At 67.5% G+C, this 14,413-nt stretch carries 10 protein-coding genes; 4 read left to right on the plus strand and 6 right to left on the minus strand.

The window, feature by feature from the left end:
- Positions 1-11 precede the first annotated feature (11 nt).
- From ACXJLU_RS09890 to ACXJLU_RS09905, 4 genes are all read left to right on the plus strand, one after another.
- Positions 12-1,022, plus strand: a complete 1,011-nt coding sequence (locus ACXJLU_RS09890; protein WP_457330354.1) for a zinc-binding alcohol dehydrogenase family protein — start codon at positions 12-14, stop codon at positions 1,020-1,022.
- 11 nt (positions 1,023-1,033) lie between these two features.
- The gene (locus ACXJLU_RS09895) at positions 1,034-2,173 is read left to right on the plus strand and encodes a mannitol dehydrogenase family protein (RefSeq protein ID WP_457330356.1); all 1,140 of its coding nucleotides are present in this window, start codon (positions 1,034-1,036) and stop codon (positions 2,171-2,173) included.
- The gene (locus ACXJLU_RS09900; protein ID WP_457330358.1) at positions 2,170-3,174 is read left to right on the plus strand and encodes an NAD-dependent epimerase/dehydratase family protein; all 1,005 of its coding nucleotides are present in this window, start codon (positions 2,170-2,172) and stop codon (positions 3,172-3,174) included. The genes ACXJLU_RS09895 and ACXJLU_RS09900 overlap by 4 nt, the downstream gene beginning before the upstream one ends.
- Before the next feature lie 74 nt (positions 3,175-3,248).
- Positions 3,249-4,217 (plus strand): ABC transporter substrate-binding protein, encoded by a 969-nt coding sequence (locus ACXJLU_RS09905; protein WP_457330360.1) that lies wholly within the window; start codon positions 3,249-3,251, stop codon positions 4,215-4,217.
- 48 nt (positions 4,218-4,265) lie between these two features.
- On the opposite strand, the gene ACXJLU_RS09910 is transcribed toward ACXJLU_RS09905, so the two are convergent.
- The 6 genes from ACXJLU_RS09910 to ACXJLU_RS09935 form a co-directional block, all read right to left on the minus strand.
- Entirely contained in the window at positions 4,266-6,506 is a 2,241-nt protein-coding gene (locus tag ACXJLU_RS09910) for a LamG-like jellyroll fold domain-containing protein (protein ID WP_457330362.1), read from the minus strand.
- Between the two features lie 29 nt (positions 6,507-6,535).
- Complete coding sequence (locus ACXJLU_RS09915; protein ID WP_457330364.1) at positions 6,536-7,747, minus strand: hypothetical protein; 1,212 nt, start codon at positions 7,745-7,747, stop codon at positions 6,536-6,538.
- A 157-nt stretch (positions 7,748-7,904) separates the two neighbouring features.
- On the minus strand, positions 7,905-9,437 hold the full coding sequence (locus ACXJLU_RS09920) for a non-reducing end alpha-L-arabinofuranosidase family hydrolase (RefSeq protein WP_457330366.1): 1,533 nt from the start codon (positions 9,435-9,437) through the stop codon (positions 7,905-7,907).
- Positions 9,438-9,466: 29 nt separating this feature from the next.
- Entirely contained in the window at positions 9,467-10,795 is a 1,329-nt protein-coding gene (locus tag ACXJLU_RS09925; RefSeq protein ID WP_457330368.1) for an endo-1,4-beta-xylanase, read from the minus strand.
- Positions 10,796-10,851: 56 nt separating this feature from the next.
- A complete protein-coding gene (locus tag ACXJLU_RS09930) occupies positions 10,852-12,504 on the minus strand; it encodes an RICIN domain-containing protein (RefSeq protein ID WP_457330370.1) in 1,653 nt (550 codons plus the stop codon).
- 17 nt (positions 12,505-12,521) lie between these two features.
- On the minus strand, positions 12,522-14,413 hold a 1,892-nt coding region (locus ACXJLU_RS09935), incomplete at its 5' end, for a glycoside hydrolase (RefSeq protein WP_489742102.1).

Raw genomic sequence — 14,413 nt, forward strand, 5'->3', positions numbered from 1 at the left:
AAGGGAGCGTCATGCTGACTGTCATCTGCGACACCCCGGGCACCTTGCGTGTCGTGGACAGGGAAATGCCCCTGCGCGGCGACGGCGAGGTGCTGCTGCGGGTGCGGCGGGTGGGGGTGTGCGGCACCGACCTGCACATCTTCACCGGCCACCAACCCTATCTCGAATACCCGCGCGTGATGGGCCACGAGTTCTCCGGCACCGTGGCCGAAGCGCCCGCCGGCAGCGCGCTGGCGGTCGACGACCCGGTGTTCGTGATGCCCTACCTGTCGTGCGGCAACTGCATCGCGTGCCGCCAGGGCAAGACCAACTGCTGCGTGGCCATCCAGGTGCTGGGCGTCCACCGCGACGGGGCCTTCACCGAGTACATCAGCGTTCCGCAGGCCTTCGTCCACAAGGCGGAAGGCGTCACGCTCGACCAGGCGGCGATGCTCGAGTTCCTGGCCATCGGCGCACACGCCGTGCGGCGGGGCGATGTGCAGGCCGGCCAGCGCGTGCTGGTCGTCGGCACCGGGCCCATCGGCATGGCGGCGCTGACGTTCGCCGTCCTGCGCGGCGCCACCGTCACCGCGCTCGACACGCGCCGCGATCGCGTCGACTTCTGCTGCGAGCACCTGGGAGCGCATGCCGGCGTGGTGATCGGCCCGAGCGACGAAGCGGAGCTGTCGCGGCTGACCGGCGGCGATTTCTTCGACGTCGTGTTCGATGCCACCGGCAACGCCCGCGCGATGGAACGCGGCTTTCGCTTCATCGCCCACGGCGGCAAGTACGTGCTGGTCTCCGTCGTGCGCGACAACATCGCCTTCGCCGATCCCGAGTTCCACAAGCGCGAGGCGAGCCTGCTGGGCAGCCGCAACGCCACGATGGAGGATTTCGAGACCGTGCTCGCCGCGATGCGCGCCGGCCAGATCCCGCACGAGGCGCTGAACACGCACCGGCTCGCCCTCGCGAACCTGCCCGCCGACTTCGTGCAGCTGCTCGACCCGTCGCGAGGCGTGGTCAAGGCCATCGTCGAGTGCTGAGGGGTCGCACGATGGCGCTGCCCATTCTTCAATTCGGCACCGGTCGCTTCCTGCAGGCGCACGTGGACCTGTTCGTGTCGCAGGCGCTCGCGCGGGGCGAGGCCCTCGGCGGCATCGCCGTCGTGCAGACGACGGGCAGCGCGCAGAGCACGGCACGCACGGCGGCGCTGGCCGGCGGCGCGGGCTACCCCGTCGAGGTGCGCGGCCTGCTCGACGGACGCCGGCTGTGCGAGACCGTGCGCGTCGACTCGGTGCGGCAGGCCTGGCATGCCGACACCCATTGGCCGCAGATCGTCGAGGCGGTCGCCACGGACGTCCGCGTCATCGTGTCGAACACGGGCGAACGCGGCTACGCGCTCGACTCCGCCGATGGGCCGTCGCTGTTGTCCGGTGGCACGGCCGCGCCGCGCAGCTTCCCGGCGAAGCTGGCCGTGCTGCTGTATCGCCGCTGGCGGCATCAGCCGGGTGGCGGCCCGTCGCTGTTCCCCTGCGAACTCGTGCCGAGGAACGGCGACACCTTGCGCGCGGTCGTCTGCGAACTCGCGAAGGCGTGGCAGGCGCCGGCGTCCTTCATCGACTACCTGCACGACGAGTGCGTGTGGGTCAACTCGCTGGTCGATCGCATCGTGTCGGAGCCGCTGGTTCCGGTCGGCGCGGTCGCCGAGCCGTATGCCCTGTGGGCGATCGAGCGGCAGCGCGGCATGGTGCTGCCGTGCACGCATCCGGCCATCGTCCTGACCGACGAACTGGGGCGCTTCGAGCGATTGAAGCTGATGCTGCTGAACCTCGGCCACACGTTTCTCGCCGAACGCTGGCTGGCCGGCGGGCGGCCGCGCGATGAAACCGTCCTGCAGGCCCTGGGCGATGCGCTGTTGCGCGCCGAGCTGGAAGCGGTCTGGCGCGACGAGGTGATGCCGGTGTTCGACGCCCTCGGCGAAGGCCGCGACGCGCGCGACTACCTCATCGTGCTTCGCGATCGCCTGCTCAATCCGTTCCTGGCCCACCGGCTGGCCGACATCGCGCAGAACCACGCGTCGAAGAAGCAGGCGCGCATCGGCCTGCTGCTGTCCCATGCGGACAAGCTGGGACTGCCGCCGACGCAGACGCGATTGAGGGCGGCGATGGCCACCGATGAGGAGCTGCATTCATGAAGCGAACCGGTGAGGGCAGGGGCCGCATGCTCGTGACGGGCGCGGCCGGCAAGGTGGGGCAGGCCTTTCTCGCGCGCGCGCTGCACGACCCGGCGTTCGACCGCTTCGTGTTTCGCGCCTTCACGCATCGACGGCCACTCGACGCGCACGATCGCCTCGAATGCGTGCAGGGCTCGATCCAGAACCGCGTCGACGTCGACCGCGCGCTGGACGGCGTGACCCATGTGCTGCACCTGGCCACCAGCAAGGAAACGCCTGACGACGTGATGGACGTGGCCGTGAAGGGCATGTTCTGGTTGCTCGAAGCCTGCCGCAGCAGCGCCAGCTTCGAACAATTCCTGCTCGTCGGTGGCGATGCAGGCGTCGGTCATTTCTTCTATCCGCACCCGGTGCCCGTCGTCGAGACGCAGCCCCACAGCGCCTACCCCGGCTGCTATGCCTTGTCGAAGGTGCTCGAAGAAGTGATGCTGCAGCAGTACTTCGTCCAGTACGGCCTCAACGGCTGCTGCCTGCGCGCACCGTGGATCATGGAGAAGGACGACTTCAGGTTCCAGTTGTCCTTCGGCCCCGATGTGTTCGGTGGGCCGCGCTGGTGCGAGCTGGTCGGCGCCGAAGCGGCCGCCGCCCATGTCGCCAGCGGCGCGGTTCCGGTGATGCTCGACGAGGCAGGCGTGCCGGTGCAGCGCAATTTCGTGCATGTGGACGACCTGGTCGACGCCATCTGCATCGCGGTCGATCACCCCCGGGCGCGGCAGCAACTGATGAACATCGCGATGGACGAGCCGGTCGACTACGGCGTGCTGGGCGACTACCTCGCGCGCACGCGGGGCGTGCCGCTGGTGCCCGTCAAGACGCCGTACCACTCGACCTGGCTCGACAACACCAAGGCCAGGTTCCTGCTCGGCTGGCGACCGACGTACGACATGGCCAGGCTGGTCGAGACCGCGTGGTCGCATCGCCGCGCCGTCGACGACCCGCGCCAGGTCTGGTACCCCGGCTGAAGGCCGCGGCATCACTCGGACCCGGGTGGCACTCCGCCATGCCGGCCTGTTCTGTTCCATCGGAAGGAGACATCATGCAGATGAACAAGAGAACGCTGGTCGCCACCCTGCTCGCCGCGGCGGGGGTGTCGCTGGTTCCCGGCTTGGGTGCTGCCGCCGGCAAGCGGCTGGTGATCGGTTTCGCGCAGACCGGCGCAGAGAGCGAATGGCGCACGGCGAACACCGAATCGGTGAAGTCCGCGGCGAAGGCCGCCGGCGTCGAGCTGAAGTTCTCCGACGGGCAGCAGAAGCAGGAGAACCAGATCAAGGCGATCCGGGCCTTCATCGCGCAGAAGGTCGACGTGATCATCCTCGCGCCGCTGGTGACGACCGGCTGGGACACGGTGCTGAAGGAAGCGAAGGCCGCGAAGATTCCGGTCATCCTCGAGAGCCGCAATGTCGAGGTCAAGGACCCGACGACCTGGGCCTCGTTCGTCGGCTCGGACTTCGTCGAGGAAGGCCGACGCGCCGCCCGCTGGCTGCTGGACCACACCAAGGACACGCAGGGCGACGTCAACATCGTCGAGCTGCAGGGCACCGTCGGCTCCGACCCCGCGAACGACCGCAAGAAGGGCTTCGAGGAAGTGATCAAGACGAACCCGCGCTACAAGGTCGTCCGGTCGCAGACGGGCGACTTCACGCGCTCGAAGGGCAAGGAGGTGATGGAGGCTTTCCTGAAGGCGGAAGGCAAGAAGATCCATGTCCTCTACGCACACAACGACGACATGGCGATCGGCGCCATCCAGGCCATCGAAGAGACGGGACTGAAGCCGGGCAAGGACATCCTCGTCATCGGGGTCGACGCGGTGAAGGGCGCCTTCGAAGCCATGATGGCCGGCAAGATGAACGTGTCGGTCGAATGCAGCCCGCTGCTCGGTCCGCAGCTGATGGAGGCCGCCAAGAAGGCGGCGGCCGGTGAAACACTGCCTCGCTGGATCAAGACGAACGAGGGTGTGTTCCCGCAGGAGGTCGCGGCCAAGGAGTTCCCGAACCGCAAGTATTGAGCGTCAGCCGCAACCCGGCGGTGCGGCCATCGACACTCCTGCGCACGGTCACTGCATCAGCGCCGCGACCTCTGCGGCACTCAGCGCGCCCGCTTGGACGCGGAAGTCCTGGATTCGGCCGTCGAACGACGGATGCCCCCAGTTGCGCCCCAGGAAGGCCACCTGGTCGCCGACCTGCCGCGGCGACAACAGGATGGCGTCCGAGCTCGCCACCTCGGTGCCGTCGACGTAGAGCCGCCCGGTGCTGCCCTGCAGCGTGACCGCCACATGGACCCAGCGCCGGATGGGCAGGAAGCCCGGCGCTTCCACGGCCTGCTCGTCGTTGTGTCCCGCGCCGCAGATCCCGAAACGCAGCCCCTGGCCGGCCTTGGGCGCGATCCGCATGTAGGAGAAGCCGTCGTGCCCGGCGAAGAACAGGCAGCTGTCCCAGCGCAGCGAATTCGCATAGGCCCACAGCGACACGGTGAAATCGTCCAGGCCGCTGAAGATCCCCGGCGGCAGTTGCAGGCCGGCCGCCTTGCCGTCGAACGCCACGGCCTTGTCGTTCCGGCGTCCCTCGCCCCAGGTCGCCCCGTCCAGCAACGTGCCCTCGATGGTGGTTCTGCTGCCGGCCGGGGTCAGCAGCGTACCGGCGGTGCCGGTGCCGTTCATGCCGTTCAGCGGCATCGACAAGCGCGTCTCGCCGGACACCGAGGCCCGAACCGAGCCCGAGCTGGCGCTTGCGCCGCCGCTGCCCAGGGCGGTGACCTGGTAGAACCAGATGCTCCTGGGCGCGGCGTCGGTGTGGGTGAGCAGTTCGTCGGCCGCGACCGTGGCCAGTTCGGTGAAGGGCCCATCGGCACTCGCGCTTCGCCTGACCACATAGGACGTCGCGCCGACGCTGCCCCACCACGACAGCACCGCGCGACCATCGCGCACAGGGGCGGTCAGGCCGGACGGCGGCTTCATCGGCCCTGCATAGGCCGGGCGGCGGTGGATGAGGGTCGGGAACACCACGTCGTCGCCACCGCTGGACCCATAGTTCGGCTCGCACAGCGGCACCATGCGCGCGACGTTGGGCGCTGCCAGGCCCATTCGATTCACATAGTGGTTGTAGATGGGCTCCCAGGCGTTCCGCTTGTGCTGGAACGACTGGTTCACTTCCGTCCACAGCGACGTGTGGGGTTCCGGCGGGTTCTGCTCGCGTGCATACGGCATCGGGTACGTGTTGCCGTTCTCGTCCAGCAGGTTGGAGCGGGCCACGTATTCGGCTCCCGCGAGGAAGCGGTTGTCGTACAGCCCGTAGAGGTCGTCGCCCTGGCTCCAGGCCATCTCCAGCAGGTCGCCACCCAGCGACATGCCCAGCGTCGAGTGGCCCTGGTCGCGGCCGCTCTCTTGCCATTGCCCGAAGTGACCCGGGTGCATGAAGTAGACGGCGTGCACGATGGAGCCATTGCCGAACATCGTCAGCTTGCCGCGGTTGTTCGCCGCGTAGTAGTCGCAGGCCTGCCGGTACAGGTCGGGCCGGTCGCAGAACACCCCGATGGCCAGCGTGCCGCACAACGAGGCCATGTCCCAGTTGGCGTGGGAACCCGGGTGCGCCCCGCTGAGGAATCGCGACGAGATGCCGACGAAGACGCTCGTGAGCATCTCCTGGAAGCGCGCCAGGCGCTCGGGCGGCCAGCCGGGGTAGCCGCGCATGATCTCGCCGGCCTGGGCCCATTGATGGCCCTGCATGCCGGCCAGCAGGATGAAGGTGTGGTCGTCATGGGCGGTCGAGCCCTCGGGCACGGTCCCGATCACCTTCAGCGTGTTCGCCCACGCATCCAGTGTTTCCACCGCCTTGTCGGCATAGCGCGTGTCGTCCGACAGCCGCCAGCGCAGCGCCAGGCACCAGGCGCGCTGGATGTCGCGGTACATCGCGAACTTGCTGCTGTCGGCGCGATAGACACCGGCGAGCGGATTGGGCTTGCCATCCAGGCTGGCGGCGCGGTCGGCGCACAGCTTGTTCCACCAGCCGGTCCACGGCTGCTGGCCGGCCTTGATGTGCTCGCGGATGCGAGCGAAGTCGTCATCGGTGACCAGCAGTCCCGGGTGACGGAAGACGCCGCTCACCGAGCCGGGGACGCTCGCGGACGGGCTTGGCCCCTGGCCTCGAGCCTGCGCGGACTGGCCGGTGTCCTCGGCGCCCGCGCCACATCCGGACAGCAGCGGGAACATCGGGAGCAGGCCCAGCCCCAGAGAGAGCGCACGCCGTGCGGGATCGGGCAATTGACCGAGGTCGGTGCGTTCCGGGAATGTCTTCGACACGTTCACGTCCTTGTTCTCCCTCGTTGAGTTCAGCGGGGAAACGGAGCGGGGTTGGCCAGGTAGGCCTTGGACAGGCGCGCGAACTGGCCGCCGTCGTTCGTGATGTCCGCCGACGTGTCGTCCCCGGGACTGAAGACGATCGCGAATGTGCCGTTGCCCGCGTACTGCGTTGGATGCGTCAGCATGTACTGGACGTGGTTGTCCCGATAGTGCTTCGGCGTTCCGCCGGGGGTCGTCGAGGGCACGCCCATGGGGGTCTGCCAGTACAGGATCGGCAGGCCGCCCAGGTGGCTGCGCACGATGCTCCAATCGTTGATGCCCTGGTTGAAATTCGGTGTGGTGACGTTGTTCTCGTCCAGGTAGAACGGGCCGGGGCCGCGATTCGCACAATTTGGCACGGGGTTCGGGTCTTCAAAGCAACCTGCATCGCGATCGCTCGTCTGCGCCACGATGAAGTCGGCCTTGTCTGCACCGAGTTTGGCCATGAAGGTGCCGGTGGCGTCTGGATCGCCCGACCACAACGACGGGGGGAAGCCCATCCTCGCCTTGGGCGCGTACGTCCGCCCGAGCGTCAACAGGCAACCGACGACGCCGACGGCCGTATCCGGTTGGCTGGCGCATTCCGGCACCGTGCTCACGCGCGCCGGCAACTTCGCCGGGTCGCCGCCGGGTGCACCGCCCTGGGCGAAGCCCCAGAAGTCAGGCTCGAGGTTGACCAGGGTGGGACGGCCGGTCTCGGCGATCTTCTGGTACATCAACTTGACTTGCGCCCAGTAGGCGGCCATGAACGGCGCGTCGTTGATGACGGTGACGTCGCCACCCCGCAGGGAAGGCATCTGGAACAGGGTGAACATCGGCACGGCGCCCATGGCCGCGACGTCGTTGGAGAAGACCGTTATGACGCCACCGTCCGGATAGTTGTATTGCCATTGAGGCCATGCGTTGCCGCCGCCGGAGTTGAAACCCGTGACCGCCACGAGATAGGTATCGATGATGTCCGGAGCGATCTGCTGGGCCTTCATGTCCGCGAAAGTACTGGCCGCGCCGAGGCCCACGAGGAGCCGGCCGGGCTTGCCGAGGGCTGTCGTGATCGAAGGTGCGGGCGCAGGCGCGGGCGCTGACCCGACCGGTGCTGCAGCGGTGCCCGAATCACGGCCTCCGCCGCAGGCAGACAGCACCATGGCGCACAGCAGTGCGCTTGTCGCCGTGGCGAGTCCGGGGCGTTGGCTTGGCATGCTCATCGTGAAGATCCTGTTGCGTCAAAGTAAGTGCGGCGCGCCCGTGTCACTCGACATGCAGCGCCCTCGATTTCTGCCAGTGTGTGGGTCGCGATGTCGGGAAAGCTGACCGAACTTGCGGAGTCGCCCGTGAGCATTTCACGGGTTCGCGCGGGACGACTCAGCAGGGCGAGTTGGTCTGCGTGAGCACGCCGAGGCGGTACGGCAGCTTCTCGTAGCTGTCCTTCGCTCCAGGCGTCAGCCCCTGGTAGAGGAAGCGCATGTTGCAGGCACTGACCTCGACGTTCTGGTCGTACCCGCTGCGCAGCATTTCGCCGTGGCTGATGCCCTGGCTCCACTTGCCGGTCGGGAAGCTCACGTTGGCGTCGCCGGCGAACGGGCTGGACTCGGTCGCGGCCAGCGGCGTCCAGGCTCCGCCCAGGCTGCTCGCGGTCCACGAGCGGAAGTACCGGCCGTTGCTGCCGATGGCCTCGACGATGAGCAGGTACTGCCCGGTCTCGCGCACCTTGTACACCTGGGGTGCTTCGAAGACCTTGTTGCGGTCGGCGTCCTGCAGCGCGATCACCGTGTTGCCGAAGCCGTTGGGGAAGTTCGCGAGCGTGGTCTGCGACCGGTAGATCTGCCCGTTGTCACCGGCGGAGAACAGGTGGCAGTTGGCCGCGTCGCAGGCCACGGCAAAGTCCAGCCAGTTGCCACCGTTGCCGGTGTTCTGCTGGACGATCGGCGGCACGCCGCTGTAGAAGGTCTTCAGCGCGCTCCACCCACCCGGGTTGCCGATGTCGGGGTTGGTCGAGTAGGCGGCGTTGCCGTTCTGGAACACCAGGTACCACAGCCGCGAAGGCGCGTGGAAGAACACGAAGGGCGCAGCCCGGTATCCGCCTCCGATGGCGGTGGAGTCGAGGAAGTAGGGCGTTGCTGCCCCGGCGTTCGACCAGTCCGTGAACGAGCGGTACTCGAGGCCCCACCCGTTGCCCTTGGCCTGGGTGGAGAACACGTGCCACAGGCCGTTGTAGTACACGACCGACGGGTCCTTGATCGCCACTTCCGGGAACTGCGCGGCAGGCTTGGCCACCATCAGCGCCGCGCTCGAGGTCCAGCGGAAGCTGGACGGCAGCGCCACGTTGCCGGGTCCGCCGCCGGGCGGCGGCGTGGTGGCGCCGACGGGCACGAGCGCCCAGGTCTGGTTGCGGCCGCTGTAGTCGGTGTACTGGGTGACGTCGCCACCATCGGCGGTGGACGCGCCGGCGACTTCGAGCGCCTTGCCCGAATTGCGGTTGATGAAGCGCACCGCGTTGTTGTCGGTGCCGACCAGCTGCCACTGCTGGTTGACGCCATCGTGGTCGGTGTACTGGTTGACGGCGGCCCCGTCGGCCGTCGAGAGGTTCCACACGTCGACGACCTTGCCCGAGTGCCTGTTCTTGAGCCGGTAGTAGCCGTTGCCGGAGCTGACCAGCTGGAACTGCTGGTTGGCGCCGTCGTGCCGGCTCCACTGGCGGAACTCGGCGCCGTCGCCGGTCATCCAGTTGTAGAGGTCGAGCGCCTTGCCGCTGTTGACGTTGACGAGGGTGTACCAGGCATTGCCGTCGACCGTGACGGCGGCGTGTGCCGGGGCGGTTGCCACCAGCGTGCCCACCGACAGCACGAAGGCCGCCAGCGTCGACAGCGTGTTGCGAAGCTTCATCGTGTTCTTCATGACGGGTCTCCGTTCAGATGAGAGGGGGCTCACAGGTCGCCGAACCCGATCGCGCCGTTGCAGTGCAGCCATTCGCTGCGGCCGCTGCCGCCGCCGCACCGGCCGTTCTGGTACACGCCGGTGTTGTAGGTCTGGTTCTCGGCTTGCCGCACGCTGCCGTTCACGCTCAGGGAGTCGACCTGCACGTCGCGCCCGGCGGCGTCGTTGGTGAACTCGACGGTGCTGCCGCCCGACAGGCTGGTCGTGAACGTGTAGTTGGTCATGGTCTTGCCGAGCGTCCAGCTCTGCACGGCGGTGCCGCCGATGCGCAGGGTCACGCGCTCCTGGCCCGAGGTTCCCCGTGCACGCACGACGATGGACTTGCTGGTCGTGCCGCCGCCACCGCCGCCGGTGTTGCTGCGCACGTAGTTGCCGAGCCAGGTCAGCGCGGGCCGCTCGCTGCCATCGCGGCGCACGAGGTGCGAGTTGGCCACCCACGTCTGGCCTTCGATGTAGCCCCACAGCGTGACGCCCGCGACGCCCGGGTGCGTCCACAGCAGCGGGAACTTCTGTTGATAGCGCGCCAGCTGTGTGGCGTCGTCACCGGTCATGTCCAGTTCGGACACGTAGATCGGCACGCCGGCCTGGGCCAGCGAGTCCAGGTTCTGCGTGATCGTCGCCGGCGCCAGGTTGTCGATGCTGAAGTAGTGCGACTGGATGCCCACGCCGTCGATCAAGCCGCGCGACTTGAGGATGTTGACGATGCCCTTGTAGCGGTTCAACGCGTTGGCGTCGTTGATGATCCCGTACTCGTTGATCAGGAGCTTGGCGTTGGGGCAATGCTGGCGGGCCTTCTGGAACGACCAGACGATCCAGTCCCAGCCGGTCGAGCCCGCGCCGCCGAGGGCCTCGCGGTAGCTGGCCGGTTGGTGCAGCGGCTCGTTGACCACGTCGATGTACTGCGTCTGCGGGTAGCGCTGGCAGTACTGGCGCATGAAATCCTCGACCTCGGCGGCTTGCTGCGGCGCGCTCAGCCCGTCGATCCAGTTCGGCGCCTGCGAACCCCACACGAAGGTGTGCTGCTTGAACGGAAAGCCGTTGGAGCGCGCGTAGTTGTAGGCGGCGTCGAGCTGGCTCCAGTTCATCTGGCCGCGCACCGGCTCCACCGACTCCCACTTGCCGGCGTTCTCCGGCGAGACCTGGTTCCAGTAGGTGCTGAAGTTGCCCGGCGGATTGCCGGCAATGATGTTGCCGAGGAACTTGGGCTTGCCGACGGCAATCTGCGCGTGGGCCAGGCCGGCTGAACCCAGCAGGCCGAGGGCTGCCATGGTGCAGGCCATGGCGCGATTCACGGACTTGAAGATGTATGCGGTGTTCATTGTTCGTCTCCCTTGAAGTGTTGAATGGGTCGGTTTGACAACGGCGCGAATGCGCATCAGCGCAGCCCCACGCCGCCCTTCTTGTCGTAGCCCTGCGTCCAGCCGAGCAGTCGGCCACCATCGGTTTCCGGCGATGTCTGGGGCGTGTCACCGGCGCCGAAGAACAACCCGGCAATGTGCGCGTCAGCCACCTTGTCGAGGTTGTTGAAGAGGTAGTCCACCTTGTTGTCCTGCCAGTGGTTGGTCGTGTTGTTCTGCTGCGAGTTGCCGAGCGGGACCTGCCACATCACGGTGGACTTGCCGACGACCTCGGCCAGCTTCTTGCTCCAGGCCAGGTAGGCCGCGAAGCTCTGGTCGGTCCAGAAGGTGTCCTTGTTGTAGGTGGCCTTGTACCAACCCGCATCACGGTCGGAGGGGTCGGTGGTCACGAAGTCGCCGCTGCCGGCGCCCAACGCCAGCATGAACTTGCCGATCTCCTCGGCGTTGCCGCTCTCGGTGTGGTTCCACGACGAGGCATGCAGTCCGACGGCTGCGTTCGGCGCGTACTGGCGTGCCATCGCGATCATGCAGCGGCCGAGGCCCGCGGCACTGTTCTCCTGCTGGGCGCAGTCGGTGGGATTGGCGGCCGCCACCTGGGCCGGCACGGCATGCGGATCCTTGTTCCTGCCGCGCACGAAGCCCCACAGGTCGGGCTCGATCTGCAGGATCACGCGTTCCTTGCCGATCGTCTGCAGCAGGAAGCGCCAGTCGGTGAAGTAGCGCTTGAGCGTTGCCGCATCGTTCATCGCCGCCAGCTCGGCCTCGCCTTCCTGGTAGCCCGCGGCCGACTTCATCACGTAGTACGTGAACATCGGCACGCGCGGGCGGGCCGCGTTCTGCCAGGTCGCGGCCTTGTTCGCAGCGATGCTGTTGCGCAGCTGCGTCGCCGGCGCATGCGTGTTGTCCCAGCAGGCCCACCAGTTCACCTGGGTGCTCGGACACGCCTTCAGGTAGGCGTCGGCAGGAACCGGCAGGCTGGCGAGATAGGAATAGCGCACGTCGAAGGGGGCTGCCGCTGCGCTCGAGTCGTCCATCTGTGCGCCGATCAGCAGCCTGGTCTGGCCCATGAAGGTGCCGAAACTGCCGCTCGCCGTCCCGGCGCATTGGCCGTCGAACGGGTTGAGGTACCAGCGCTGCTTCGCCGACGACCGGTCGGCGTCCTGGTAGATCTTCGACAAGGCATTGGCGTCGCCCACGGTCACGAACTTGCCCGAGTAGCTCGAGACGATGTTGACCGCGCCGCCGCCCGTGCTGCGCAGCGCGAACAGCTGGTTGGCGGTGCTCTTGTAGACCCACTGCTTGAGGGGCGTGTTGTCGCCGGTCTGCCAGCCGTAGACGTCCAGGGCCTTCTCGCTGTGCACCGGCCGCAGCGACCACGATCCGTCGGCCACCTGGGTGAGCTTCCATTGCTGGTTGGCCGCGCCGTTCGACTGGTACTGGATGATGTCGGCGCCGTCGTCCCTGGACCAGCCCAGCACGTCGAGTGCGAGGCCGCTTGCTTCATTGACGATGGTGTAGGTCTTGCCGCTGACCGGTGCGTCCGCGCAATTGCCGGCATGGGCGGCAAACGACGCCAAGGTCCCGACCGCCACGCCGATCAGCGTTCGCAGCACGATGCGGCTGGTGCCGGCCGCGGAAGCGCTTGAATTGTCTTGCTTGTCGAGTGTCATGTCTTGATCTGCTTTTTTCAGTTCACCAGCGTCGTGATGCTCTTGGCCGGCAGCGAAATGGAGAACGTGTTCGCGCTGACGCCGATCGCAGGCTGTTGCGCGAACGTGGCGGTCCCGGTGGTGCGGTACGGCGTCAGGCTGGTCAGCGAGCGGCCGGCGGGGGCGATCGACGTCGTCAGCGTGACGTCCGCCGCGTTCTCGTTCACGAGCACCACCACGGCCTTGCTGTCGGCAGCGCCGGGGGGTGTGCCGAATGCCGAGACGCGGACACCCTTCTGCGGCAGCGCTGTCGCGTCGTAGCGGACGTAGCCCGGACGGATGAAGTACGAGAAGTGCTTCAGGCCGATGCCGAAGTAGGTCGGCTTGTTGTTCGTGCCGATCAGGCCGGTCGGCGTCGCGTCGTTGGAGTTGACGAGCCACCAATGGACGTAGGCGTTGTACTGCGACAGCGTCAGGCCGTCGTGGACTTCCTTCGCCATCGCGATGGCGTCGTCGATGCTGGTCTGCCAAGACGTCTTCGCGTCCGATTTGTTGACGGAGTCCAGGAAGTGCTCGGTCATCCAGACGTCTTTTCCGAGCTTTGCCGCCGCGCTGGAGTAGTTCGGTGTGCCGCCGTACAGGTGGCCGCCGACGATGGAGAGGTTGCCGGCTGCCTTCGAGTCGGCCAGCAGCGTGTCGGTGGTGGCCTGCGAGTAGTAGAACGATTCCGCCGCCATCAGCCTGGTGGTGGTGCCGGCGATGGCCGTCGCCCCGTAGCCACCGACCCAGGCCGTCATCTCGTCGGCGTTCCACAGGCAGGACTCGTAGTCCTTCGGGTCCCAGTCCGGCTCGTTCTGCAGCGACACCGCGTGCAGCTTCACATTGCGCGTGGCGGCGTAGCGGATGTAGGCGTTCAGGTACTGGGCGTAGTCCGCATACATCGCGGGGTCGAGCCGTCCGCTGTAGAGCGGGTTGCTGCGTTCCGTGTTGACGATCTTCATGCTCGCCGGGGGTGACCACGGCGAAGCGAAGACGATGGCTCCCCGCGCCTGGGCACCGATGCCGTTCTCCAGCTCGGCCGTCCATTGCGTGGTGTCGGCGGTCTTGGCCGAGGCGTTCCAATTCGCCGGCGCGATGCGCAGCCGGATGATGTTCAGTCCCAGGCTGTCGGCGAGGCTGGTGCCGAACAGCACGTTCAGGCGCTCGTCCGACATCTTGCTGTAGTACCAGGCCGCCGAGCCGCCGAAGCCCTGGATCGTCTGCTTCGTATCGCCGAAGTCGATGGCGGCCGTGGTCGACGCGGGCTTGATGGTCAGCGTGGTGCTGATGACCGCCGGGCTGTAGTGCGCGCCGTCTCTCGGAACGAAGGTGGCCTGGACGATGGCCGTCCCGGCGGCGGCCGTGGTGGCGGTGCCCAGGGGCTTGCCGTCGATGGTCATGTACGACGCCGCATCGGCAGTGCCCTGAACGCCGTAGAGCGCGTACGGTGACGTGGTGATCTGCGCGGCCGTGAGCGCAGAGCCTTGGAGCACGGCGGCGGGGAGGTCCCATCTCGCCGGCGGTTGAGCCTTGTTGACGGTCAGCTTCTGCACGACCGTCACCGTCGAGTACTTCGCCGTGTCCTGCGGCGTGAACTTGAGCGTCAGCGACTGGACGCCGACCTCGGGTTTCGCGCCAACCGCCGGTGAGTAGGTGAACGTGCCTGGCACGCCTGCCTTGGCATTCAACTGCGCCGAGCTGAGCGCGGTGCCCCAGTCGATGGCTGCCGGCTCAGGCCAGGTAATGGCTGCTGCGGGCGCAGGAGCCGGTGCGGGTGCGGGTGCGGGTGCGGGTGCGGGTGCGGGTGCGGGTGCGGGTGCGGGTGCGGGCGCGGGTGCGGGTGCGGGTGCGGGTGCGGGCGCGGGTGCGGGTGCGGGTGCGGGTGCGGGCG

The sequence above is a fragment of the Rhizobacter sp. P5_C2 genome (genome assembly GCF_054049715.1).